The sequence below is a fragment of the Streptomyces sp. TBY4 genome (genome assembly GCF_024213195.1).
GTDB lineage: Bacteria > Actinomycetota > Actinomycetes > Streptomycetales > Streptomycetaceae > Streptomyces.
Map to the genome: position 1 here is coordinate 531651 of NZ_JANAVF010000005.1, position 25427 is coordinate 557077.

The 25427-nt window shown below is 73.0% G+C and carries 15 protein-coding genes; 10 read left to right on the forward strand and 5 right to left on the reverse strand.

Annotation, left to right across the window (positions count from 1 at the left end; all coding sequences use genetic code 11):
• Positions 1 to 290: 290 nt before the first annotated feature.
• From NLX94_RS15795 to NLX94_RS15815, 5 genes are all read left to right on the forward strand, one after another.
• Entirely contained in the window at positions 291 to 3995 is a 3705-nt protein-coding gene (locus NLX94_RS15795) for an FHA domain-containing protein (protein WP_254383337.1), read from the forward strand.
• A gap of 173 nt (positions 3996 to 4168) precedes the next feature.
• Positions 4169 to 5557 (forward strand): ABC transporter substrate-binding protein, encoded by a 1389-nt coding sequence (locus tag NLX94_RS15800; RefSeq protein WP_254383338.1) that lies wholly within the window; start codon positions 4169 to 4171, stop codon positions 5555 to 5557.
• 4 nt (positions 5558 to 5561) lie between these two features.
• Complete coding sequence (locus NLX94_RS15805; RefSeq protein WP_254383339.1) at positions 5562 to 6890, forward strand: carbohydrate ABC transporter permease; 1329 nt, start codon at positions 5562 to 5564, stop codon at positions 6888 to 6890.
• A complete protein-coding gene (locus NLX94_RS15810; RefSeq protein WP_254383340.1) occupies positions 6887 to 7771 on the forward strand; it encodes a carbohydrate ABC transporter permease in 885 nt (294 codons plus the stop codon). The genes NLX94_RS15805 and NLX94_RS15810 overlap by 4 nt, the downstream gene beginning before the upstream one ends.
• 129 nt (positions 7772 to 7900) lie before the next feature.
• Positions 7901 to 10150, forward strand: a complete 2250-nt coding sequence (locus tag NLX94_RS15815; protein WP_254383341.1) for a bifunctional glycosyltransferase family 2 protein/CDP-glycerol:glycerophosphate glycerophosphotransferase — start codon at positions 7901 to 7903, stop codon at positions 10148 to 10150.
• A gap of 170 nt (positions 10151 to 10320) precedes the next feature.
• On the opposite strand, the gene NLX94_RS15820 is transcribed toward NLX94_RS15815, so the two are convergent.
• The gene (locus NLX94_RS15820; protein ID WP_254383342.1) at positions 10321 to 10950 is read right to left on the reverse strand and encodes a TetR/AcrR family transcriptional regulator; all 630 of its coding nucleotides are present in this window, start codon (positions 10948 to 10950) and stop codon (positions 10321 to 10323) included.
• Between the two features lie 134 nt (positions 10951 to 11084).
• Here NLX94_RS15820 and NLX94_RS15825 point away from each other — a divergent pair, with 134 nt between their 5' ends.
• On the forward strand, positions 11085 to 12011 hold the full coding sequence (locus tag NLX94_RS15825; protein ID WP_254383379.1) for an ABC transporter permease: 927 nt from the start codon (positions 11085 to 11087) through the stop codon (positions 12009 to 12011).
• Positions 12004 to 12783, forward strand: a complete 780-nt coding sequence (locus NLX94_RS15830) for an ABC transporter ATP-binding protein (RefSeq protein WP_254383343.1) — start codon at positions 12004 to 12006, stop codon at positions 12781 to 12783. Before NLX94_RS15825 ends, NLX94_RS15830 begins: the two co-directional genes overlap by 8 nt.
• 193 nt (positions 12784 to 12976) lie before the next feature.
• Here the strand turns inward: NLX94_RS15830 and NLX94_RS15835 are convergent, their stop codons facing one another.
• The 3 genes from NLX94_RS15835 to NLX94_RS15845 form a co-directional block, all read right to left on the reverse strand.
• Complete coding sequence (locus NLX94_RS15835) at positions 12977 to 17959, reverse strand: NAD-glutamate dehydrogenase (RefSeq protein ID WP_254383344.1); 4983 nt, start codon at positions 17957 to 17959, stop codon at positions 12977 to 12979.
• A 396-nt stretch (positions 17960 to 18355) separates the two neighbouring features.
• The gene (locus tag NLX94_RS15840; RefSeq protein WP_254383345.1) at positions 18356 to 19021 is read right to left on the reverse strand and encodes an HAD family hydrolase; all 666 of its coding nucleotides are present in this window, start codon (positions 19019 to 19021) and stop codon (positions 18356 to 18358) included.
• Complete coding sequence (locus tag NLX94_RS15845) at positions 19018 to 19518, reverse strand: hypothetical protein (RefSeq protein WP_254383346.1); 501 nt, start codon at positions 19516 to 19518, stop codon at positions 19018 to 19020. Before NLX94_RS15845 ends, NLX94_RS15840 begins: the two co-directional genes overlap by 4 nt.
• 332 nt (positions 19519 to 19850) lie before the next feature.
• Between NLX94_RS15845 and NLX94_RS15850 the strand changes: the two genes are divergently transcribed.
• Positions 19851 to 20384, forward strand: coding sequence for an Rv3235 family protein (locus NLX94_RS15850; protein WP_254383347.1), 534 nt, complete (start codon positions 19851 to 19853; stop codon positions 20382 to 20384).
• A gap of 108 nt (positions 20385 to 20492) precedes the next feature.
• Here NLX94_RS15850 and secA read toward each other — a convergent pair whose 3' ends face one another.
• Entirely contained in the window at positions 20493 to 23279 is a 2787-nt protein-coding gene (secA, locus tag NLX94_RS15855; protein ID WP_254383348.1) for a preprotein translocase subunit SecA, read from the reverse strand.
• Positions 23280 to 23520: 241 nt separating this feature from the next.
• Here secA and NLX94_RS15860 point away from each other — a divergent pair, with 241 nt between their 5' ends.
• A complete protein-coding gene (locus NLX94_RS15860) occupies positions 23521 to 24102 on the forward strand; it encodes a GNAT family N-acetyltransferase (protein WP_254383349.1) in 582 nt (193 codons plus the stop codon).
• Between the two features lie 9 nt (positions 24103 to 24111).
• Positions 24112 to 25296, forward strand: a complete 1185-nt coding sequence (locus NLX94_RS15865) for a winged helix-turn-helix domain-containing protein (RefSeq protein ID WP_254383350.1) — start codon at positions 24112 to 24114, stop codon at positions 25294 to 25296.
• Positions 25297 to 25427: the final 131 nt, after the last annotated feature.

Here is a 25427-nt window from a genome sequence, read left to right on the forward strand (position 1 = left end):
GTGTCGCATTCCGATCGGCCCGCTTGCAGGTCCGGTGCCGGTCCGCGACCGATCAAGATCACTTACCGGTGGGTGACGGGCGTGTTGAGGGCGACAGGTGCGAGGATGCACCCGTACGGAACGGCCGGGACGGGAGCCCCGCCTTCCGGGCAGACCTGACCGGACGACGCGTCCGTGCCGGGTGGGGGCGGACGGACGGGCACGCGTGCGAACGGGCACGGGTGGTCCGTCTCGGCGGTCCCTGCCGGGCGCACACACCGCGCACCGCGCAGAAGGGACCGCTGACGGCGATGCAGATCCGGCTGACCGTCCTTGGGTCGGGGTCGCGCAGCGGCCACCAGACCGCCACCGCGACCGCCTCCGGCGGGGGGACCGGCGGAGGAGGCGCGCCGGCGAGCTGTGACGTACTCGTCACCGCGCCCGCCGGCACCGCCCTGTCCGCGGTGGCCTCCGGGCTCGCGGCGACCGTAGGCGGACCCGACACCGGTGGCACGGTCGTGCTGTACGCCGGTACGGAGCGCCTGGACCCGGCGCGGTGTGCGCTCGGCGAGCCGCCGCTCGTGGACGGGGCGGTGCTGTCGCTGAACGTGCCCGGCCCCGACGTCCGGACGGACGGGACCGCGGCCGCGACCGCCCTCGGCGACGGGCCGCAGCTGCACGTCGTGGCCGGGCCGGACGCCGGCGGGGTGCACCTGCTGCACCCCGGGGCGATCCGGATCGGACGCTCGGCCGACGCGGACGTACCGCTCGACGACCCGGACGTGTCCCGGCTGCACTGCACCGTGACGGTGCTCCCCGACGGGCGGGTGGCCGTCGCCGACCTCGGGTCGACGAACGGTACGACGCTCGACGGCGCGGTGGTCGGCGCGGAACGGGTGGCGCTGGCGCCGGGGGCGCTGCTGCGGGTCGGCGAATCCACGCTCCGGCTGGCCGTGGGCCCGGTGCCCTCCCCGCTCCCCCTCACTCCCGACCTGGAGGGCCACCTCTCCCTCGCCCTCCCGGGCCACCCCGGGGGCGGCACCCCTGACGGGGAGCGGGCCGATGCCGGCCGGCCCGGCGGCGGCGCTCCTGGTGGGGCGTGGCCCGACGCAGCCCGGCCCGGGGCCGGCGCGCACGCCGTGCCCGGCGCGGTGGCGGGGTCGCACCCCGACGGCGGCGCTCCCGGCGGAGCCCTGCCCGGCGGAGCCCTGCACGGCGGGCCCGGGGCCGGCGCGCATGCCGTGCCCGGCGCGGTGGCGGGGTCGCAGCCCGGGGGCGGCGCTCCCGGCGGAGCCCTGCCCGGCGGGGTGTGGCCCGATGCGGGGGGCCGGGGGGCGCAGGCGCAGATCCCCCACCCCGCCCCTTCCCGAAACGGGGGCTCCGCCCCCGACCCCGGCCGGCCCGGGTACGCGCCCGCGGCGGCCTGGGACGGCGACCCCGCCGAGCAGCCCGTCGGAGGCGGCTGGGAGGCTCCCGGCTCCGCGACCCCCTGGCCGTACGGCGGAGCCGGCCAGGACGGCGGCACCGACCCGCTCAGCTCCGGCCGGATCGCCCGGCCGGAGCCGGGGTCCCGCCCCGGCTCCGGCCCCGGCTCCCGCCCCGGGGCGGGCACCGACGCCGGGTCCGGGTCCGGGTCCGGCCACGGCTATGACTCCCGGTCCGGCTATGACTCCGGGTCCGGCCACGCCCCCGGATCCGGCCACCGGTCCGGGTCCGCCGGTGCCGCCTCCGGACCCGCGGCCACCGGTCACCCCGGCTCCGGGCCGTACGGTGCGCCCGCCCCCGGGGCCTCGGCCGCCGGGTCGGCGCGGCCTGATCCGTACGGCGGGCCGGCTGCGCAGTGGACCGGGGTCGAGCATCACGGTGCGGAGGGCTGGGAGGGCTCCGGGGCCGCGGGCGCCGAGCCCCGGCGCGGGCGGCGCGGGATCGGGGCCTGGGCCCGGAAGTGGGTGCGGGGGGCGGAGGCCGCCGAGGTGGAGGTGGTCGCGGGGGCCGCGGCCGCCGTCGCAGCGCGGCCCGGCGCCGACGATCCCGCATCCCTGCTGCTCACCGCCCTGGGGCCGGCCCCGCGGCTGTGGGCCGGGCCGGACGGGCTGGAGGTCACGCTCGGCGCGGGCAGCGAGGTCGCGCTCCGCGAGACCGGCGCGCTCGGCATCGCGGGACCGCGGTCCCGGCTGACCGGTGTGGCCCGTTCCGTCATCGCGCGGCTCGCGGCCCTGCACGCCCCCGGCCAGCGCCTGGAGGTCGTGCTGATCTCCACCGACCGGGCCCGCCCGCTCGCCGAACGCCGCCGCGACTGGGGCTGGCTCGGCTGGCTGCCCCACGTACGCCCCGCGCACGGGCAGGACTGCCGGCTGCTGCTCGCGTACGACCGCGATCAGGCGGCCGCCCGCGCCGGGGAGCTGACCCGGCGGCTGGACGACGGCCCGCTCGGCACCCACTGGGCCGCCGCCGGCCCGGACGCGGTGCGCGAGGCCTCGTACGCCTACCGGGGCCCGTACACCCTCCTGGTCCTCGACGGGGACCCCGGTCCCGGGGCGCTGCGGGACATCACCAGCCGGCTGGCCTCGCACGGGCCGGCCGCCGGGATCCACGTGCTGGCCCTGGCCGAGGCGCCGGCCGCGACCCCCGCCTCGCCCGTCACCGAGACCTACGAGGCGGCCTGCGCGGCCAACCCCGCCTTCCGGGACTGTTCGACGGCCGCCCTGCTCAGCGGTGATGTGGCCACGACCGTACGGACCTTCGCGGTCGCGGGCGGCAAACCGGCCGGGTCCGGCGCGACGGCCACGGCGGACGCCGTGTCGGCGGCCTGGGCGGAGCGGTTCGCCCGCGCCCTGGCCCCGCTGAAGGTCGACTCCCCCGTCGTGGAGGGCGGTTACCGGCCCGCCGCCGCCAACCTGCCCCAGACCTCCCGGCTGCTCGACGAGTTGGGACTGGCACGGGCCACCCCGGCCTCCCTGATGGCCCGTTGGGCCGCCTCGACCGATCAGGGTCAGCGCGTCGGCGGGCTCGCGGAGATAGTCCTCGGCACCGGCCGGCGCGGGCCGGTGGGCGCCGAACTGGTCACCGACGGGCCGCACCTGCTGATCGAGGGGCCCGCCGGCAGCGGACGTACGGAACTGCTGCGCTCCGTGGCGGCCTCCCTGTCGGCCGCCGCCCGGCCCGACCGGCTCGGCCTGGTCCTGCTCGACGGGGCCGGCGGCGAGCGCGGCGACGGCCTGCTGCCCTGTACGGAGCTGCCGCACGTCTCGGCGCACCTGATCGCCTCGGACCCGCTGCGGATGCGGGAGTTCGCGCAGGCGCTGGGGGCCGAGCTCAAGCGGCGGGCCGAGCTCCTGGAAGGGGTGCCGTTCTCCGAGTGGCACGCCGTGCGCGAGGTCTCCGACCGGATGGTCTCCCCCCGCCAGCCCACCGCCGGCGAGCTGCGCGGCGATCTCGAACCCCAGCGTTCCGGCACCCTGCGGCTGCGCTCCTCGGCCACCCGTACCGATCCGGCGGCCGGGCCCAGCCCGCTGCCCCGCCTCGTCGTGCTGGTGGACGACTTCGACGCGCTGGTCGCGCCGGGCCTGGGCAGTACGGGCCGGCCCGCCGCCGGTTCGGTGGTCCGCGCGCTGGAGGCGGTGGCCCGCGAGGGGGCCCGGCTCGGGGTGCACCTGGTGGCCACCAGCGCCCGCCCGGACCGGACGGCCGACACCGAGCTGGCCCGGCTCGCGACCCTGCGCGTGGAGCTCGACGCCCCCGACCAGCCGGGCCCCGGCCGGGGCGTGCTCCGGTACGCCGACGGGCGGAGCGTTCCCTTCCAGGGCGGCCGGGTCACCGGCCGGATCCCCCGGACGGCGACGCTGCGGCCGACGGTGGTGCCGGTGGAGTGGGAGCGGATGGGCGATCCGCCCGCCCGTCGCCCGGTCCGCGAGCTGGGCAACGGCCCGACCGACCTGGCGCTGCTGGCCAGCGCCCTGGACCGGGCCTCGCACCTGGTGTCGGCGGTCCCGGTGCTGTTCCCGCCGGCCCCCTGAGCGGGCCCCGGCCCAGCCCCTGACCGGCCCCCCGAGCAGCTCCCGAGGGACCCCCCGGGCCACCCTCCGCTCACCCCCGTACGCCGCGAGGCGGTATTGCGGGGGTGCGCGGGGCGGCGTAGACCTTGTGGCACGGGACACACCACCGCCAGCGAGGCATCGGGGGCACCGCCATGCGCAAGCACGGAACGAGCCGCACGACTTCCCTTCGTACGCGTCACACGTGGGCCGCGCTGGCCGTGGCCGGCGCGCTCGCGCTCAGCGCCTGCGGCGGCGACGGCAAGGAGCCCGCGAAGGGCACGGAAGCCACGGAGGGCTCCGAAACCCCCGGCGGGCCGTTCGTCGCGTTACCGCGTCTCGACGGGGAGAAGCTGGAGGTCGCCGCCGTCTGGACGGGCGCGGAGCAGGCGAACTTCGTCAAGGTGCTGAAGGAGTTCGAGCGGCGGACGGGCGCCACGGTCACCTTCGTCCCGGCGCAGGACCCGATCGTCACCTTCCTCGGCTCGAAGATCGCCGGCGGCTCCCCGCCGGACGTGGCACTGCTGCCGCAGGTCGGCGCGCTGGTCGCGGCGGTCAAGAACAAGTGGGCGCAGCCGGTGGGCGCCGACGCGCAGGCCCAGCTCAACAACAACTACTCGCCCGGCTGGCAGAAGCTGGGCGCGGTCGACGGCACCCAGTACGGCGTCTACTACAAGGCCGCCAACAAGTCGCTGATCTGGTACAACGCGAAGGCCTTCGAGGCGGCGGGGGTACGGCCCCCGGCGACCTGGAAGGAGCTCCTCACGGCGGCCGACACCCTGTCCGCGTCCGGCACCCCGGCGGTGTCGGTGGCCGGGGCCGACGGCTGGACCCTGACCGACTGGTTCGAGAACGTCTACCTCTCGCAGGCGGGTCCGGAGAAGTACGACCAGCTGGCGAAGCACGAGATCAAGTGGACGGACGACAGCGTCAAGCAGGCGCTGACCTCGCTCGCCGAGCTGTTCGGCCGCAAGGACTTCCTGGCGGGCGGCCAGAGCGGGGCGCTGGCGACCGAGTTCCCGAAGTCGGTGACGCAGACCTTCACCGGCGGCGACCGGCCGGCGGCCGCGATGGTCTTCGAGGGCGACTTCGTGGCGGTGAACATCGCGCAGACCGAGGCCGAGGTGGGCAAGGACGCGCTGGTCTTCCCCTTCCCGGCGGTCGGCGAGAAGGCGCCGGTGGTCTCGGGCGGGGACGTGGCGGTCGCACTGAAGGACTCGAAGGGCGCGCAGGCGCTGCTGACGTACCTGGCCTCGGTGGACTCGGCGCGGATCCACGCCCGTGAGGGCGGTTTCCTCTCCCCGAACAAGGCGCTGGCACCGGACGAGTACCCCAACGACATCCAGCGCGGCATCGCCGAGGCCCTGATCGCGGCGGGCGACAACTTCCGCTTCGACATGTCGGACCAGGCTCCGGCGGCCTTCGGCGGGACCCCGGGCGCGGGCGAGTGGAAGGCGCTCCAGGACTTCCTGGCGAACCCGGCCGACGTGGCGGGGACGCAGGCGAGGCTGGAGGCGGACGCGGCCAAGGCCTACGGGAACTGACCGCGTGCCCCCCACCACCGGACCCCGCTCCCACCCCTCGAAGAGCAGGGAGACCCGGCGCCGACGCCTGACCGCCGCGGCCTTCCTGCTCCCCTCCCTCGTCCTGCTCGGCGCGCTCGTCGTGCACCCCATCGGCTACTCGCTCTACCGCAGCTTCTTCGACCGCTCCGGCGGGGAGTTCGTGGGCGCCGGCAACTACGGGGAGATCCTGCGCGACGACACGATCCGCACCGCGCTGGGGAACACGGCGATCTGGGTGGTGCTGGCCCCGGTCACCGCCACCGCGCTCGGGCTGCTCTTCGCCGTGCTGACCGAACGGGTGCGCTGGGGAACGGCCTTCAAGCTGATCGTCTTCATGCCGATGGCCATCTCCATGCTCGCGGCGGGCATCATCTTCCGGCTCGTCTACGACGCCGACCCCGACCGGGGCGTGGCCAACGCCGTCTGGGTCGGCGTCCACGACACCTTCGCCGAGTCCTCCGCCTTCCCCAAGGCCCGCCCCGGCCGGGACTCGCCGCTGGTCCCGGCCGACGGGGGCGCGTACGTGACCCGCGATCCGGTACGGGCGGGCGTGCCCGCGCCGCTCCCGCTGGTCGGCATCGCCCCCGAGGCACTCCCCCCGGGCACGCGTACGGCCCGGCCGGCCGCCACCGAGCCCGGGAAGGTCACCGGCACCGCCTGGCAGGACTTCACCCGGGGCGGGGGCGGTACGACGAACACGGTCGACGCCACCGAGTCCGCGCTGTCGGGGCTGCGCGTCGAGGCGGTCAAGGACGGCCGGGTGGTCGACTCGGCGCGGACCCGGGCCGACGGCACCTTCACCCTGTCCGCCGCGGCCGACGGCGCACTGCTGCGGCTGCCCGCCTCGAACTTCCGGGAGGCGTACGGGGGCGTCGAGTGGCTCGGCCCGACCCTGGTGACCCCGGCGGTGATCGGGGCCTACGTGTGGATGTGGGCCGGGTTCGCGATGGTGCTGATCGGGGCCGGGCTGGCCGCCGTACCGCGGGAGCTGCTGGAGGCGGCGCGGGTGGACGGGGCGGGCGAGTGGCAGGTGCTGCGGCGGATCACGGTGCCGCTGCTGGCGCCCGTCCTGGCGGTGGTGCTGGTGACCCTCGTGATCAACGTGATGAAGGTCTTCGACCTGGTCTTCGTGATCGCGCCGGGCGCGGTGCAGGACGACGCCAACGTCCTGGCGCTCCAGCTGTACCGGACCTCCTTCGGCACCGACGCCGACCCGGGGCTGGGCAGCGCCATCGCGGTGCTGCTGCTGGTGCTGGTGGCTCCGGTCATGGCCTACAACATCCGCCGGATGCGCCGGGAGGCCCGCCGATGAGCACACCGCCGCGCACGGCTCCCCGTACGCCCTCCCCCGCCGTGCGGTCCCTCGCCACCCGGGCGGCCGGCGGGGCGCTGCGCGTCTTCCTGGTCCTGGCGGGCCTGTTCTGGCTGCTGCCCACGCTCGGGCTGCTGGTCTCCTCCTTCCTCTCCCCCACCGCGCTGAACGACGGCGGCTGGTGGCAGGCGCTGACGGCGCCCTCCCGGCTGACGGCCGGCAACTACGAGCGGCTGCTGGCCAACGAGACCGTGACGGGCTCGCTGGTCGACACGGCGGCCATCGCCGTCCCGGCGACCCTGCTCGTCCTGGCGCTGGGGGCGTTCGCCGGATACGCCTTCGCCTGGCTGGAGTTCCCGGGCCGCGACTGGCTGTTCCTGGTCGTGGTCGCACTGCTCGTCGTACCCGTCCAGGTGGCCCTGATCCCGGTCTCCGAACTCTTCGGCTCCGTCGGCCTGTTCGAGACGACCGCCGGGGTGGTGCTCTTCCACACCGCCTTCGGGCTGCCCTTCGCGGTGTTCCTGCTGCGCAACTTCTTCGCGGAGATCCCGCGCGAGCTGCTGGAGGCGGCCCGGCTCGACGGGGCGGGCGAACTGCGGCTGTTCACCCGGGTGGTGCTGCCGCTGGGCGGTCCGGCGATCGCCTCGCTCTGCATCTTCCAGTTCCTGTGGGTGTGGAACGACATGCTGGTCGCCCTGGTCTTCGCCGACTCGGCGCACCCGCCGGTCACGGTCGCGCTCCAGCAGCAGGTGCGGCAGTTCGGGAACAACATCGACGTGCTGGCGCCCGGGGCGTTCCTGTCGATGGTGGTGCCGCTCGTCGTCTTCTTCGCCTTCCAGCGGCAGTTCGTCTCGGGGGTGATGGCGGGAGCGATCAAGTAACGGGGCTCCTGATCATGGTGTTGACGTGCCGAGTTGACGCTCCGTAACCCGAATGCCACACCCTGCGTAACCCGATCACCACGCCGGGGGTTCCTGGGCCATATGCCCGCGCCGACCCCTGGATGTGCCGTGCCCCGGTTCAGCGTCATCGTGCCCGCGTACAAGGTCCAGGCCTACCTCCAGGAGAGTCTGGACTCGGTCCTGACCCAGTCGTACCCGGATCTCGAACTGATCGTGGTCGACGACGCCTCCCCGGACGCCTGCGGCTCGATCATCGACGACTGCGCGGCCCGCGACCCCCGGGTCACCGCCGTGCACCTGGCGCACAACCTGGGCCTGGGCCCCGCCCGCAACGCGGGCCTGGCCCGGGCCACCGGCGACTACGTGCTCTTCCTCGACGGGGACGACACCCTCGCCCCCGGCGCCCTGCAGGCCATCACCGACCGGCTGAAGGCCACCGGCTCCCCGGACGTCCTGGTCTACGACTACGCGCGCACCTACTGGACCGGCGAACTGGTCCGCAACAGCCTCTCCCACCGCCTCTCCGAGGAGGGCCCGGCCAGCTTCCGCCTCGCCGACCGCCCCGCCCTCCTCGGCATGCTGATGGTGGTGTGGAACAAGGCCTACCGCCGCGAGTACGTGGAGCGCGAGGGCCTCTCCTTCCCGCCCGGCTTCTACGAGGACACCCCCTGGACCTACCCGGCGCTCCTGGCGGCGGAGTCGGTCGCCGTCCTCGACCGGGTCTGCGTGCACTACCGCCAGCGCCGCACGGGCTCGATCCTGACCACGTCCACCCGCCGCCACCTCGACGTCTTCGACCAGTACGACCGCGTCTTCGGCTACCTCGCCACCCGCCCCGAGCTGGAGCGCTGGCGGCCCGCGGTGCACCGGCGGATGGCCGAGCACTTCTGCGCCCTGTACGCCGACCCGCGCCGGCTCCCGCGCGCCGCCCGGGCCGAGTTCTTCGCCCGCGCCTCGGCCCTGCTGCGCCGCTACCGGGTGCCGGGCCCCCGGCCGCTGTCCCTGAGCCGCACGGACCGCACCCGCCACCTCCTGATGCGGCTCGGCACGCGGCGCGCGTACCGCGTCCTGTCCGTGCTCCGCTCGGCCTCGCTCGCGGCGGGCCGCGCCGGGATCACCCTGGGCCGGGGCCTGCGCGAGACCGCCCTGCGCCTGCACTACCGCGCCCAGCGGCTGCTCCCGCTCCGCCCGGAGCTGGCGGTCTTCTCCGCGTACTGGCACGGGGGTTACGCCTGCAACCCGGCGGCCATCGAGGCCAAGCTGCGCGAACTCGCCCCGCGCATGCGGACGGCCTGGATCTGCGACCCGGCGCACGCCTCGACCCTGCCCCGCGGCACCACCCCGCTCCGCCCGGGCTCGGCGGCGTACTGGACCGCCCTGGCCCGCGCCACGTACCTCGTCACGAACGTCAACTTCGACCGTGCGCTGGTCAAGCGGCCCGGGCAGATCCTCGTCCAGACGCAGCACGGCACCCCGCTCAAGCGGGTCGGCCTCGACCTCCAGGACCGGCCGGCCGCCACCCCCACGACGGACTTCGCGGGCCTGCTGCGCGGCGCGGACCAGTGGGACTACCTGCTCTCCTCCAACCGCCACTCGACGCTCGTCTGGGAGAAGGCCGTCCCGTCCTCCTACACCACGCTCGAATACGGCTACCCCCGCAACGACGTGTTCCACCGGGCCACCCAGGCCGACGTCCTGGAACTGCGCGAACGCCTCGGCATCCCGCCGGGCTCCACCGCGATCCTGTACGCGCCGACCCACCGCGACTACCGCCGCAGCCGCCCCGCCCCGCCGGACTTCGACCGCATCCTGCGCGACCTGGGCCCCCGCTACACGATCCTGACCCGCACCCACCTCACCTACGCCGGCTCCCCCTCACCCGAGCCGCACCCCCGCCTCCTCGACGTCTCCTCCCACCCCTCCGTCGAGGAACTCTGCCTGGCCTCGGACGCGCTGGTGACCGACTACTCGTCCCTGATGTTCGACTACGCGTCCCTGGACCGCCCGATCGTGATCCACGCGGACGACTGGGAGGCGTACGAGGCCTCCCGCGGCACCTACTTCGACCTCCGGGCCTTCCCCCCGGGGGCGATCGCCCGCACCGAGGACGAGCTGGTGGACATCTTCTCCACCGGCCACTGGCAGGGCTCCCGCTCGGCGCAGCTCCGCGCGTCCTTCCGGAGCCGGTTCTGCACGCACGACGACGGGCAGGCGGCGGAGCGCGTGGTCCGCCGCGTCTTCCTGAGCCAGCCCACGTCCCCCATCACCCCCCTGGAAGACCGCCGCCCCGCCCCCGCGGCCCCCTCCGCCACCCCGGAACCCACCCTGGCCCACCTGACCACAGGCCGCTGGCCGTAGATCCAGCCGTCCGGCGTTTGAGGACCGGGGTCTGGGGCGGAGCCCCAGAGGGGGGTCCGGGGCTCCGCCCCGGGGAACGGGCGAAGGGCGGGTAGGGGACCTTGCCCCGCGCAGCGGCGAAGGTCGCTGCGGGGACTTCGCCCCGCGCAGCGGACCGGGACCCGGACGGGTCAGGCAGTCCCGGCCGTCAGCCCGGCGACCACCGACCGCGCGAGGTCGTCCAGGTATCCCCCCGGGACGGAGTCCCGTACGACCACCTGCCGCCAGTACAGCGGCCCGATCGCCAGATCGAGCGCCTTCCCCACATCCACCCCCACCGGCAGCTCCCCCCGCGCCACCGCCTCGGAGATGATCCCCTCCGCCATCCGCCGCTGCCCCTCCAGCAGCGCCCCCCGCACCGCATCCGCGATCTCCGGATTCCGCGCCGCCTCCACGAGCAGGTCGGGGATGACCGCAGAGGCCACGGGATGCCGCAGCACGTGTGACATCACCTCCAGCAGCGCCCGTACGTCCCCGTAGAGCGACCCCGTCGACGGCACCGGCAGGCCGTCCACGGCGAAGGCGCCCACCAGGTCCAGCACCAGGTGCAGCTTGGACTTCCACCGGCGGTACACGGCCGTCTTCCCCACGCCCGCCCGCCGCGCGATGCCCTCGATCGACATCCGCGCGAACCCGACGGTGGCCAGCTCCTCGACGACGGCCGCCCGGATCGCCTCGGTCACGTCCTCACGGAGAACGGCGGCCCCGGCGGGGGCTCTACGGGCGGTGGCGGCGGGGGTGGCGGCAGGCTCAGGCGTCATAAGCAGAGCATAACCCGCGACGACGATACGGTTGCGTTCCGACGTCGCACGACCTAACCTCGACGTAGCGACGATACGGACCCGTCCCATCGCCAGCCGACGCCCCGACCCCGTCGAAAGCGACCCCCGTGACAGTGACCACCGCGCCACCGGCCCCCGCTCCGGCGAAGCCCCAGGGCAGCGCCAAGGCCCCGGACCCCATCGCCGAACTGGCGGCCGCCCACGACCTGACCCTCAGCGGCGCCCGCCCCACCCTCCCCCGCTACCTCGCGCAGCTCTGGGGCCGGCGTCACTTCGTGACCGCGTACGCCACCGCCCGGATGCAGGCCCAGTACAGCGAGGCGAGCCTCGGCCAGGTCTGGCACCTGGTGACGCCGCTGCTCAACGCGGCCGTCTACTACTTCATCTTCGGCCTGGTCATGCACGCCAGTCACAACGTGCCGAACTACCTGCCGTTCCTGATCACCGGCGTCTTCGTCTGGGACTTCATCGGCAGCTGCATCAACGCAGCCACCCGCTCCGTCCAGGGCAACCTGGGCCTGGTGCGCGCCCTGCACTTCCCGCGCGCCTCGCTCCCGCTGTCCACGGTCGTCCAGCTCTTCCAGCAGCTGATGGTCACCATGGGCGCGCTGATCATCCTGCTGTTCGTCTTCGGCCAGACCCCGACCCTGAACTGGCTGCTGGTCTTCCCCACGCTCTTCCTGATGGCCGCCTTCTGCGCCGGCTGCGCCATGATCATGGCCCGGATCGGGGCGAAGAGCCCGGACGTCAGCCAGCTGATGCCGTTCGTCCTGCGGACCTGGATGTACGCCTCGGGCGTCATGTGGTCGATCGACCAGATGCTCAGGACCGACCACCTGCCGCACTGGGTCACGATGGCCCTCAAGCTCAACCCCGCCGCCGTCTTCATCGACCTGATGCGCTTCGCGCTCATCGACACCTACAAGGCGAGCCAGCTCCCGCCGCACGTCTGGCTGGTCGCGCTGGGCTGGGCCGTGGTGGTCGGCGTCGGCGGATTCGTTTTCTTCTGGAAGGCAGAGGAGGAGTACGGCCGTGGCTGACACCGCAACCACCCGGATCCCGACCGTCATCGCCGACGAGGTCCACGTCATCTACAAGGTGCAGGGCTCGGGCGGCCGCAAGGGCGGGGCCACCGCGGCCCTGAGCCGGATGTTCTCCCGCAAGCCCGCCCCCGGCATCCGCGAGGTGCACGCCGTCAAGGGCGTCAGCTTCACCGCGTACAAGGGCGAGGCCATCGGCCTGATCGGCACCAACGGCTCCGGCAAGTCCACCCTGCTGTCCGCCATCGCCGGCCTCCAGCCGGTCGCGCGCGGCCGGATCTTCTCGCACGGCCAGCCCTCGCTGCTCGGCGTGAACGCCGCGCTGATGAACGACCTGACCGGCGAGCGCAACGTGGTCCTCGGCGGCCTCGCCATGGGGATGTCCAAGCAGCAGATCCGCGAGCGGTACCAGGAGATCGTCGACTTCTCCGGCATCAACGAGAAGGGCGACTTCATCTCCCTGCCCATGCGCACCTACTCCTCCGGCATGGGCGCCCGGCTGCGCTTCTCCATCGCCGCCGCCAAGGACCACGACGTCCTGATGATCGACGAGGCCCTGGCCACCGGCGACGCCGCCTTCCAGCGCCGCAGCCAGGCCCGCATCGAGGAACTCCGCGAACGGGCCGGCACCGTCTTCCTCGTCAGCCACGGCATCGGCACGGTCCGCGAAACCTGCGACCGCGCGATCTGGCTCGAATCGGGCGTCCTGCGCATGGACGGCCCCTCGGAAGAGGTCTGCGACGCGTACGAGGAATTCACCAACAACCGCTGACAATCCAGCCGGGCCGATCCAGCGCCGCCAGGCCACATCCAGCCCCTCCGGCGTTTGAGGAGCGGGGGTCCGGGGGCAGCGCCCCCGGCAACGGCCCCGCACCCGCCCACGACGGGCCGGAACACGAACGGGCCGGGCCCGGAACCCCAAAAGGGTCCCGGGCCCGGCCCGTTCCCGCGCAAGCCCCGCAGGGCTACGCGTGCGCCCTCAAGAGCGAGCGCATCGTCCGCATGGCCACCGACAGGTTCGCCAGGTCGAAGTCGTCCGAGCCCTGGATCTCGTCCAGAGTCGTCCGCGCACGCCCGATGATCGCCGCGTTCCTCTCCTCCCACGCCTTGAAGCGCTCCTCGGGAGTCGAGGCCCCGTTCCCGACCGCCAGCACGTCCGCGGTCAGCGCCGCATGCGCCGAGAACAGGTCCTCGCGGATGGACGCGCGGGCCATCGACTGCCAGCGGTCGGCCCGCGGCAGGTCGATGATCCGGTCCATCAGCTGGGTGATCTCCAGCCGGTCGGCGAGGTCGTAGTACACCTCGGCGACGGCCAGCGGCTCGACACCCGTACGGTCCGAGATCGCGACGATGTCCAGCGTCGGGAAGGCGGACGAGAAGCCGGCCACCTTCGCCGCCAGCTCCTCCGGCACGCCCTCGCCGATCAGCTCGGCCATGACCGCCTCGTACCACTCCAGGTCCGCGCCGCGCACCAGCTTCGGCAGGTCCGACCAGACCCGCTCCACCCGCTCGGCGAAGAACTCGATGGTCTCGGTGATCTGCAGCGGCTGCGGCCTGTTGTTGAGCAGCCAGCGCGTACCGCGCTCGACCAGCCGCCGCGAGTGCAGCCGGATCCGGGTCTGGACGTCGGCGGCGACCTCGTTGTCGAGGTCCTCGACGGCGTCCCACACGCCGGCCAGGCCGAAGATCTCGCGGGCCGCGAGCTGCGCCCGGACGATCTCCTCCAGGGAGGCCCCGGTCTCCTCGCGCAGGCGGTGCAGGAAGGTCGAGCCACCGCTGTTGACGGTGTCGTTGACCAGCACCGTGGTGATGATCTCCCGGCGCAGCGCGTGCCCGTCGACCTGCTCGGGGAACTTCGCCAGCAGCGCGGCCGGGAAGTAGGCGTGCAGCAGGCGGGCGAGGTACGGGTCGTCCGGCAGCTCGGTGTGGATGAGCTCGTCCGCCACCGTGATCTTGGTGTAGGCGAACAGGACGGCCAGCTCCGGCTGGGTCAGGCCCTTGCCGTTGTTCAGCAGCTCGCGGATCTGCCGGTCGTTGGGCAGGAACTCCAGGGCCCGGTCCAGCAGGCCGTCACGGCCCAGGCGGCGCATGAAGCGCTGCTGGGCGTGGAGCAGGCTGGGGGCCTGGGCGGCGCCGTTGGCCAGGGCCGTGTTCTGCGCGTAGTTGTTGCGCAGCACCAGCCGGCCGACCTCGTCGGTCATCTCGGCGAGGAACTTGTTGCGCTGCTTGACGGTCAGGTCCCCGTCGGCGACAACCGAGTTCAGCAGGATCTTGATGTTCACCTCGTGGTCGGAGGTGTCCACGCCCGCGCTGTTGTCGATGGCGTCGGTGTTGACCTTGCCGCCCTCGCCGCCGGCGCCGCTGCGCGCGAACTCGATGCGGCCGAGCTGGGTCAGGCCCAGGTTGCCGCCCTCGCCGATGACCTTGGCGCACACGTCGGAGCCGTTGACGCGGATGGGGTCGTTGGCCTTGTCGCCGACGTCCGCGTGCGTCTCGGCCGTGGCCTTGACGTACGTACCGATGCCGCCGTTCCACAGCAGGTCCACGGGGGCCTTGAGGATGGCCTGCATCAGCTCGGCGGGGGTCATCTTGGAGACGCCCGCCTCGATCCCGAGGGCCGCGCGGACCTGCGCGTTGACCGGGATGGCCTTCGCGCTGCGCGGGTGGATCCCGCCGCCGGCGGACAGCAGGGAGCTGTCGTAGTCCGCCCACGAGGAGCGCGGCAGCTCGAACAGGCGCCGGCGCTCGGCGTAGGAGACCGCCGCGTCCGGGGTCGGGTCGATGAAGATGTGCCGGTGGTCGAAGGCCGCCACCAGGCGGATGTGCTCGGAGAGCAGCATGCCGTTGCCGAAGACGTCGCCGGACATGTCGCCGACGCCGACGACCGTGAAGTCCTGCGTCTGGGTGTCGTGCCCGAGCTCGCGGAAGTGCCGCTTGACGGACTCCCAGGCGCCGCGGGCGGTGATGCCCATGCCCTTGTGGTCGTAGCCGGCCGAGCCGCCGGAGGCGAAGGCGTCGCCCAGCCAGAACCCGTAGGACTCGGCGACCCCGTTGGCGATGTCGGAGAAGGTCGCGGTGCCCTTGTCGGCGGCGACGACGAGGTAGGTGTCGTCCTCGTCGTGGCGGACCACGCCCTTGGGCCGCACGACCTCGCCGCCGACCATGTTGTCGGTGATGTCGAGCAGCGCCGAGATGAAGATCTTGTACGAGGCGATGCCCTCGGCGAGCCAGGCGTCCCGGTCCACCGACGGGTCGGGGAGGTTCTTGGCGACGAAGCCGCCCTTGGCGCCGACGGGCACGATGACGGTGTTCTTGACCATCTGCGCCTTGACCAGGCCGAGGATCTCCGTACGGAAGTCCTCGCGGCGGTCGGACCAGCGCAGGCCGCCGCGGGCGACCTTGCCGAAGCGCAGGTGGACGCCCTCGACGCGCGGGGAATAGACCCAGATCTCGAAGGCCGGACGAGGCGCCGGCAGGTCGGGGATGGCCTGCGGGTCGAACTTCATCGACACGTAGGAGTGCTGCTCGCCCGAGGCGTCGAGCTGGAAGAAGTTGGTGCGCAGCGTCGCCTTGATGAGGGTGAGGAAGGACCGCAGGATCCGGTCCTCGTCCAGCGAGGCGACCTGGTCCAGGGCCCCGTCCAGCTCCTCCAGCATCGCGTCGACGAGCTCGGTGCCGGCGGACTGGCGGCCGGGCGACATCCGGGCCTCGAAGAGGGAGACCAGCAGCCGGGTGGTGTGGACGTTGTTGCGGAGGGTGTCCTCCATGTAGTCCTGGCTGAAGGTGGCACCGGCCTGGCGCAGGTACTTGGCGTACGCGCGCAGCACCACGGCCTGCCGCCAGGTGAGCCCGGCGCCCAGCACCAGGGTGTTGAAGTTGTCGTTCTCGGCGTCGCCCTGCCAGACCGCCGAGAAGGCGTCCTGGAACCGCTCGCGGGCGTCGTCGCCGAGGTAGTGGGAGCTCCCGGCGCCGTCCCCGTTGCCGCTCTGCAGCGGCATCCGCAGACCGAAGTCGTAGATCCACGCGTTGGTGCGGTCGGTGCAGCGCAGCTCGTACGGCCGCTCGTCGGTGACCTCGACGCCCAGGCGCTGCAGGACCGGCAGGACCGCGGAGAGGGAGACCTGCTCGCCCGTGCGGTAGATCTTGAACCGGCGTTCGCCGGGGCCCGCGCCGACCGGCTCGTACAGCGACAGCGCGAACTCGCGGTCGCTCGCGGACAGCCGCTCCAGGTGGCACAGGTCCGCCACGGCCGAGCGCGGCGAGTGGTCGGCCTTGTAGCCCTCGGGGAAGGAGTTCGCGTACTTGCGCAGCAGCTCGGCGGCGCGCTCCTCGCCCAGCTCGGCCACGAGCGCCTCGCCGAAGCCGTCGGCCCAGGAACGGGCGGCCTCGACCAGCCGGCCCTCGAGGCGCTCGACGTCGGCGTCGGTCAGCACGGGCAGCTCGGTGCCCTGCGGGACGCGGACGACGAAGTGGATGCGGGAGAGGATCGACTCGGTGTTCCAGGCGGTGAAGTCGACGCTGATGCCGCCGAGCTCCTCCTTCAGGATGTCCATCAGGCGCAGCCGGACGCCGGTGGTGAAGCGGTCGCGCGGCAGGTAGACGAGCGCGGAGTAGTAGCGCCCGTACTCGTCCTGGCGCAGGTACAGCCGCAGCCGGCGGCGCTCCTGGAGGTACAGCACGGAGGTGGCGATGGCCTGGAGCTGGTCGACCGGGGTCTGGAACAGCTCGTCGCGCGGGTAGGTCTCCAGGATCTGGAGCAGGTCGCGGCCGTCGTGGCTGGACGGCGCGAAGCCGGCGCCTTCGAGGACCTCGGCGACCTTGCGGCGGATGACCGGGACCCGGCGCACCGACTCGGTGTACGCGGCGGAGGAGAAAAGGCCGAGGAAGCGGCGCTCGCCGACGACGTTGCCCTCGGCGTCGAACTTCTTCACGCCCACGTAGTCGAGGTACGAGGGGCGGTGCACGGTGGAGCGACTGTTGGCCTTGGTCAGCACCAGCAGGCGGTGCTCGCGGGCCTTGGCGCGGGCGTCGGCCGGCAGCCGGTTGAAGGACGGGGAGACGGGGTGCGCCTCGTCCTGGCCGTGGTGCACCGGGTCGGAGCGCAGGATGCCGAGGCCGGTGCCGGGCACGGCGGCCAGGGAGTCCCCGTCGACGAGGTTGTACTCGCGGTAGCCGAGGAAGGTGAAGTGGTCGTCGGCGAGCCAGCGCAGCAGCTCGCGGGCCTCTTCGAGCTCGTACTCGCGCAGGTCCGGGGCGGTGTGCTCCTCGGGCAGCTCCTGCGCGATGCGCAGGGCCGCGTCGCGCATCTTCTCCCAGTCCTCGACGGACTCGCGCACGTCGGACAGGACGCGCAGCAGATCGACGGTGATCTGCTTGAGGTCGGCCCGGTCGGTCTCGCGGTCGATCTCGACGTGGATCCAGGACTCGACGAGGGAGTCGTGGGGGCGCGCGGTGCGGGGACCGTGGGCGTCGCAGTCGGGGCCGAGGATCTCGATCAGCTTGCCGGTGACGTCGCGGCGGACGACGACCTGCGGGTGGATCACGACGTGGATGCCGCGGCCCTGGCGGGACAGCTCGTTCGTCACGGAGTCCACGAGGAACGGCATGTCGTCGGTGACCACCTCGACGACGGAGTGGCTGGAGGTCCAGCCGTTCTCCTCCACCGTGGGGGTGTGCACGCGCACGTTCGCGGTGCCCTGGGGGCGGTTCTCCGCGAGCCGGTAGTGCGAGAGCGCGGCCCCGAACACGTCGACCGGGTCCCGGTCGAGGAGGTCCTCCGGGGCGGTGTGCAGGTAGTAGCGCTGGAGGTAGGAGAGGGTCGTGTCCCGGTCGGGACGCCCTCCCTGCTCGGACCCAGTCGGAAGTAGCCCCCCGGCCGGGCTGTTCTCAGCTACCCGTGCCGCCCGCGCGAGCAGCTCGGCCTTTGCTTCGTCCAGCTTGGTCTGCATGTCCTCTGGCTCCTGTCGCGCGCCATTGCGTGACGTAGGTGAAGGAAGGAATGGCATAGCACCGCGAGGCGGGGTTTCGATGTCCGTCCGGAATCGACGCTATGCCGTCGAGAGAACCCACCGGGAGGAAATCGGCCATGATCGGCAGGACGTCCCGGGGGCGGGGATCAGCGACGGCCCGGGCACCGAGGTGCGCCGGGCGCGGTGCGGAGGCTTCAGTGCCTCCGAGGACTATCGCGCTGATCACGGGTACCAGGCTATCTCGCTCCACCCCCGGCTCGTCATGAGCTGTATGTGTACAAAAGAGGGGGGGTAACTTTGACACTCTGGACAGGGACCGGCCCGGCCGGACGTGCCGGGCCGGCGCACGGTCGCTCTCCGCTCATGCGCCAGTCGCTATCCGGCCAGCTCGCGAGCAGTGCGTACGGCCTCCGCCAGGCTGTCCACGACGGGGACACCGGCTGATTCCAGACTGCCCCGGCTGTGCGAACCGCCCGTATAGAGGACGGCCCGCGCGCCCACGTGCGCGGCGGCCAGCGCGTCGTCCACGGCATCCCCGATGAGCACCGTACGGGCGGCGGTCACGCCCGTCCCGTCCAGGGCCGCCAAGTGACGTACGAGGTGTCCCGCCTTGGTGGTGTGGGAGGGCCCGGTCCGCCCGTCGACGCGCAGGAAGTGCCCGTCGATCCCGTGCGCCCGAACGAGCGGCACGAGCCTGTCGTGGGGCGCGAGGGACAGCAGCGACTGGGTGAGCCCGTCCTCCTGCCAGTCCCGCAGGAGCTCGCGGGCCCCCTCGGCGAGGCCGGCCTCCTCGGCGGCCACCCAGTAGTGCCGGTGGAAGGCCTCGTCCATGACCAGCCACTCGGCGTCCGTGGGCAGCCGGCCCATGAGCCGCTCGTAGAACTTGGGCACCGGTACGACGTACAGCTCGCGGTACCGCTCCAGGGTGATCGGCGCGAGGCCGAGCTCGCCGAAGGAGGCGTTGGTGGCGGCTATCACGGCGTCGATGTCGTGGAGCAGCGTGCCGTTCCAGTCCCAGACGATGTGCGGGGCCGCGGTCACTTCAGCAGCCCCGGAATCTCCTGGACCCCGAACCACAGCAGCTCGTGGTCCTCGGCGCCGTCGACGGTGAAGCGCGCGTCCTCGTCGCCCCCGTCCGCGGCCGCGACGGCCGACACGGCGGCGCTCACGTCCTCCAGGGCCTCTTCCGCGTCCACGTGCACCGCGGCCGCCACCGAGAGCCGGACGGCCCCGGCCAGCGCCACCTGGCCGAGCGTGGCCTCGTCGACGCCGGGGGTGGCGGTGGCGGCCTTGTCGTCCACGTCGACGGCCACCACGACCCGCTTGCGGGGCGCGGCCCCGTCCTCGGCGATCATCCGCAGCGAGGCGGCGGCGGCCCTGGTCAGGGCGGCGTACTCCAGCTCCTCGATGTCGTCCGACACGTACCACTCGCGCAGTCCGGGCGTGACGGCGTACGCCCGCAGCGGAGCGGGGCCCAGCTCACCCGCCTGGTGCGCCTCGGCGAGCCCGGGGAGAGTCAGGGGGACGTACACGCGCATGGCCGGCTGCTTTCGGTAGTCGGAAACGCCCCCAGGATACGACCGGCTGGCAACCGTGGGGTGCGTCGGCCCGTACCGGGGCCGGACTCCGTCCGTGACCGCCGGCGTCCCCCTTCGGGGTGCGACGGCGGGGCCGTGCCGCGTCCACCTCGCTCCCCGCGGGACCCGGGCGGGGCCCGGGCGCGGCCGGGGAGCGACCCGGATAGGTGAAGGCGGGGCGGGCGCGGGGCCGCCCCGCGGGGCCGTTGCGGAGCGTGTTCGCAGCCCCGTAGAAGTCCCCTATCAAGTTACCGCCCGGTACTGATCCGGGCCCGACCCCAGGGACGGCCGCGATGCCCCTCACCACACCCCGCACCACCGAGCCCACGAGCCCCGCACCCACCGCGGCCGGGGGCGGCAGCGGGACCGGGAGCGGCAGCCCCCGTACGGTCGGCAGCGCCGGTGCCGGCACCGGGCCCGGCCGCCGCGGCTTCGCGAGGCCCGCGAACACCGGCCCCGGCCGCCGCAGGCCGTCCGCCGGGGTCCGCCGCCGGGGCCCCCACGACTGGTTCGCCGAGCGGCTGCTCGCCGTCCTCAGCGGTCGCCGCCCCGTGCACTCCCTGATCGGCCACACCATCGGCCCGGCCTACGACCAGCTGATCACCCTCGCCCCCGCCGACCCCCCGCACGAGCACCCGTACGACCCCCGCCGGCTCAGCCCCGTGCTGCACGGGTGCGGCCGCTTCACCCCCGGCCCGGGGGTCATCGAGGCCTTCGCCCGCATCGCCACGGGCGACCGCCTCACCGCGCTGGCCTTCCGCCTGGAACAGGGCCCCGACCTGCGCTGGCGCTGCGCCGCCGTGGAACTCCACGGCCCCCGCCCGTGAACGCGCCGCGCCGCACCCCCGTACAACGCCGCCGGGGCCGGACCCCACGCACAGCGTGGTGTCCGGCCCCGGCGGTGGTCCCGCGATCGGCGGGCGGGTTTGCCCGGGTTACTTCTTGCGGCGGCGGCCGCCCGAGGCCTTCGCCGCCTTACGGCGCTCCGCGCGCGTCATCCCGGAGTCGTCACCGGAGTCCGAGTCGAAGTCGCCCTCGATGACGCCGCCCTCGCCGTCCACGGTAGGCGCGGAGAAGTGCAGCCGGTCCGGCCGCTGCGGGGCGTCCAGACCCTTCGCCCGGATCTCCGGCTTGGTCAGCGACGGACCGGAGGACGCACCGGCGTCCGACACCAGGACCTCCTCGACCTGCTGCTCGACCTGGACCTCCAGGTTGAACAGGTAGCCGACGGACTCCTCCTTGATGCCCTCCTGCATGGCGTTGAACATGTCGAAGCCCTCGCGCTGGTACTCGACCAGCGGGTCCTTCTGGGCCATCGCCCGCAGGCCGATGCCCTCCTGCAGGTAGTCCATCTCGTACAGGTGCTCGCGCCACTTGCGGTCCAGCACCGACAGCACCACGCGCCGCTCCAGCTCGCGCATGATCTCGGAGCCGAGCGTCGCCTCGCGGGCCTCGTACTGCTCGTGGATGTCGTCCTTGACGGACTCCGCGATGAACTCGGCGGTGATGCCCGCGCGGTCGCCCGCGGCGTCCTCCAGCTCGTCCACCGTGACCTTGATCGGGTAGAGCTGCCGGAAGGCGCTCCACAGCCGGTCCAGGTCCCACTCCTCGGCGAACCCCTCGACCGTCTCGGCGTTGATGTACGCGTCGATCGTGTCGTCCATCATGTGACGGATCTGGTCCTGGAGGTCCTCGCCCTCCAGGACGCGGCGGCGCTCCTTGTAGATCACCGTGCGCTGGTTGTTGAGGACCTCGTCGTACTTCAGGACGTTCTTGCGCGTCTCGAAGTTCTGGGTCTCCACCTGCGACTGGGCCGAGGCGATGGCCCGCGTGACCATCTTGTTCTCGATCGGCACGTCGTCCGGCACGTTCGCCATCGACATGACGCGCTCGACCATCTGCGCCTTGAACAGGCGCATCAGGTCGTCGCCGAGCGACAGGTAGAAGCGGGACTCGCCCGGGTCGCCCTGTCGGCCGGAGCGGCCGCGCAGCTGGTTGTCGATGCGGCGGGACTCGTGGCGCTCGGTGCCCAGCACGTACAGCCCGCCGAGCTCCTTGACCTCCTCGAACTCCGCCTTCACGGCCGCCTCGGCCCGCGTGAGCGCCTCGGGAAGGGCGTGCGCCCACTCCTCGATGTGCTCCTCCGGGTCCAGGCCGCGCTGGCGCAGCTCGGCCTCGGCGAGGTCGTCCGGGTTGCCGCCGAGCTTGATGTCGGTACCGCGGCCGGCCATGTTCGTGGCGACCGTGACGGCGCCGCGGCGGCCGGCCTGGGCGACGATCGAGGCCTCGCGCTCGTGCTGCTTGGCGTTCAGCACCTCGTGCGGGATGCCCCGCTTGGAGAGCTGCTGCGAGAGGTACTCGGACTTCTCGACCGAGGTGGTGCCGACCAGGATCGGCTGGCCCTTCTCGTGCTTCTCCGCGATGTCGTCGACGACGGCGGCGAACTTCGCGACCTCGGTGCGGTAGATCAGGTCCGCCTGGTCCTTGCGGACCATGTCGCGGTTGGTCGGGATCGGGACGACACCGAGCTTGTAGATCTGGTGGAACTCGGCGGCCTCGGTCATGGCCGTACCGGTCATGCCCGACAGCTTCCCGTACAGGCGGAAGAAGTTCTGCAGGGTGATCGTGGCGAGGGTCTGGTTCTCGTCCTTGATGTCCACCCCTTCCTTCGCCTCGATCGCCTGGTGCATGCCCTCGTTGTAGCGGCGGCCGGCGAGGATGCGGCCGGTGTGCTCGTCGACGATCATGACCTCGCCGTCGATGACGACGTAGTCCTTGTCGGCCTTGAACAGTTCCTTCGCCTTGATGGCGTTGTTCAGGTAACCGACGAGCGGGGTGTTCACCGACTCGTAGAGGTTCTCGATGCCGAGCCAGTCCTCGACCTTCGCGACACCGGCCTCGTGGATGCCGACGGTGCGCTTCTTCTCGTCGACCTCGTAGTCGCCGGTCTCCTCGATGCCCTTGAGGGGCTGGCCGGGCTCGCCCTTGGTCAGGCGCGTGACCAGCTTCGCGAAGTCCGCGTACCACTTGGTGGCCTGGTCGGCCGGGCCCGAGATGATCAGCGGGGTACGGGCCTCGTCGACGAGGATCGAGTCGACCTCGTCGACCACGGCGAAGTTGTGGCCGCGCTGGACGAGCTCGTCCTGCGACCACGCCATGTTGTCGCGGAGGTAGTCGAAGCCGAACTCGTTGTTCGTGCCGTACGTGATGTCGCTCGCGTACTGCTCGCGGCGCTGCGCCGGCGACATGTTCGCGAGGATGCACCCGATGGACAGGCCCAGGAACTTGTGGACGCGGCCCATCATCTCGGAGTCGCGCTCGGCCAGGTAGTCGTTCACCGTGATCAGGTGGACGCCCTTGCCGGACAGCGCGTTCAGGTACGCGGGGAGCGTGCCGACGAGGGTCTTGCCCTCACCGGTCTTCATCTCGGCGACGTAGCCGAGGTGCAGCGCGGCGCCGCCCATGATCTGGACGTCGTAGTGGCGCTGGCCGAGGACGCGCTTCGCGGCCTCGCGGACCGTCGCGAAGGCCTCGGGCAGCAGGTCGTCCAGGCTCTCGCCGTCCTGGAAGCGCTGCTTGTACTCGTCCGTGAGCGCACGCAAGTCGGCGTCGGAGAGGTTGACAAAGTCCTCTTCGATGGAGTTGACCTGGTCCGCGATGCGGTGCAGTTTTTTGAGGATCTTGCCTTCGCCTGCACGCATGAGCTTGTTGAAGACGGACACCGAGGTTTGTCTCCTTGCCGGTCGGGCCTGGCACTGTTTTCGTGCACGGGCACGGAGGGTGGGCCCCACCGCAACGGCCATCGTAAGCGAGGACGCGGTCGCGTCGGGAGGTCCGCACTGCCGCGGGGCTGGACTGCCCGGAAATGAGAACGTGCGAGGGGCACCGAAGGTGCCGGTATGGGCGGTCACTCTTCCGGAAACCCCTTCGCCGCGGCCGTCCTCCCACAGCAGAATCTCCACCATGGAACCGACCACGCTGACCACCCGGCGGCTCGTCCTGCGCCCGCACCTCCCCTCGGACACCGAGGAGGTCCACGCGGCGTGCCAGGACCCTGCGATCCAGCGCTGGATCCCCGTCCCCGTCCCGTACCAGTACACGGACGCGGAGGCCTACGTGGCCAAGGTCCCGGTCGCGTGGCGCGAGGACACCGAGTACAACTTCGCGGTCCGCCTCGGCGCCGACGGCCCGCTCGTCGCCACCATCGGGGTGGCCCCGCACGGCGCCCACGCCCACGAGATCGGCTACTGGGCGGTCCCCGCACACCGCCGCCGCGGCTACCTCTCGGAGGCCCTGCCCGCCGTCCTGCACTGGGCCTTCACCGAGGCCGGCTGCGTACGGATGATCTGGCGGGCCGGCGTCGGCAACGACGCCTCCCGCGCGGTGGCCGAGAAGGCCGGCTTCACCGTCGAGGGGCTCCAGCGCGCGGCCATGGAACACCGCGGGACCCTGCGGGACTGCTGGACCGGCGGCCTGCTCCCCTCCGACCTGGGCCTGCCCTCCCGTCTCCCGTACCTTCCCTCGCCTGTCAGTGGCCGGGTCTAGGGTGCGGTCATGACGACCGCCACGCCCCGGCCGCACCCGGCCGTGTCCCTGTCCGCCGACGAAGCCCGCCGCATCGCGCTGCGCGCGCAGGGCTTCCTCGGGGCCCCCGACCGGCGCGGCGGTGTCCGCGGCGTCCTGCGCCACCTGGGCGCCGTCCAGCTCGACACCATCTCCGTCCTGGCCCGCTCCCACGAGCTCGTCCCGTACGCGCGCCTCGGCGCGGTCGGCCGCTCCGACGTTGAGGCGGCGTACTGGTCGGACCACCACGCCTTCGAGTACTGGTCGCACGCGGCCTGCATCCTGCCGATCGAGGAATGGCCGCACTTCGCCTTCCGCCGCCGGGCCAACAAGGCGCGCGGCCACCGCTGGCACGTCCTGGAGGACAAGAACCGCTCGACGAAGACCGTCCTGGAGCGCCTCGCGGCCGAGGGCCCCCTGACCTCCACGGAACTGGGCGGGGCCAAGAACGGCGGCGAATGGTTCGAATGGTCCGAGACGAAGATCGCGGTGGAGTGGCTCCTCGACATCGGCGAGGTGGTCTGCACCGAGCGGCGCGGCTGGAAGCGGGTCTACGACCTCCCCGGGCGCGCGGTCCCCACCGCCCTGCTCCACGACGAGCTGGACGACCGCGAGTGCAAGCGCCGCCTGGTGGCCCTCGCCGGACAGTCCCTGGGCGTGGGCACCCGCTCCGACATCGCGGACTACCACCGCCTCAAGGGCCCCGACTTCGACGCGGTGGTCGAGGACTCCGGCCTGGTCCCGGTGGAGGTGGAGGGCTGGGACAAGCCGGCCTGGGCGGACCCGTCGGCCCTGGCGTCCGTCCCCCGCGGCCGCCACCGCACGACGCTCCTCTCCCCCTTCGACTCCCTGGTCTGGGAGCGCCCGCGCACGGAGCGGATCTTCGGCTTCACCCACCGCCTGGAGGCCTACGTGCCCAAGCCCCGGCGGATCCACGGCTACTTCGCGATGCCCCTGCTGGCCGGAGGCCGGCTCCAGGGCCGCGTGGACCCGGCCCGCGAGGGCACCACCCTGGTGGCCCGCCAGCTCTCCCTCACCACCCCGAAGGCCGCCCGCCCCATGGCCCAGGCCCTCCGCGAAGCCGCCACCTGGGTGGGCTGCGACACCATCCGCATCGACCGCGCCACCACCCCCGCAGAAGCCCAGGCGGTCACCGCAGAACTCGCCACGCTCTGACTCATCAGCCCCGCGGGGCAACTTCAGCCCCGCCGGCGTTTGAGGCGCGGGGTCTGGGGCGGAGCCCCAGGAGGGGTCCGGGCGCCGCCCGGGACCCCACCCCAGCCCCGCCGCCGCGGGGGGACCGGGGG

Excerpts from the sequence above, each read along its gene's own strand:
- NLX94_RS15795 (WP_254383337.1), top strand. The coding sequence starts at position 291 with ATGCAGATCCGGCTGACCGTCCTTGGGTCGGGGTCGCGCAGCGGCCAC.
- NLX94_RS15820 (WP_254383342.1), bottom strand. The coding sequence starts at position 10,950 with ATGACGCCTGAGCCTGCCGCCACCCCCGCCGCCACCGCCCGTAGAGCC.
- NLX94_RS15810 (WP_254383340.1), top strand. The coding sequence starts at position 6,887 with ATGAGCACACCGCCGCGCACGGCTCCCCGTACGCCCTCCCCCGCCGTG.
- NLX94_RS15845 (WP_254383346.1), bottom strand. The coding sequence starts at position 19,518 with ATGCGCGTGTACGTCCCCCTGACTCTCCCCGGGCTCGCCGAGGCGCAC.
- NLX94_RS15865 (WP_254383350.1), top strand. The coding sequence starts at position 24,112 with ATGACGACCGCCACGCCCCGGCCGCACCCGGCCGTGTCCCTGTCCGCC.
- NLX94_RS15800 (WP_254383338.1), top strand. The coding sequence starts at position 4,169 with ATGCGCAAGCACGGAACGAGCCGCACGACTTCCCTTCGTACGCGTCAC.
- NLX94_RS15850 (WP_254383347.1), top strand. The coding sequence starts at position 19,851 with ATGCCCCTCACCACACCCCGCACCACCGAGCCCACGAGCCCCGCACCC.
- NLX94_RS15835 (WP_254383344.1), bottom strand. The coding sequence starts at position 17,959 with ATGCAGACCAAGCTGGACGAAGCAAAGGCCGAGCTGCTCGCGCGGGCG.
- NLX94_RS15860 (WP_254383349.1), top strand. The coding sequence starts at position 23,521 with ATGGAACCGACCACGCTGACCACCCGGCGGCTCGTCCTGCGCCCGCAC.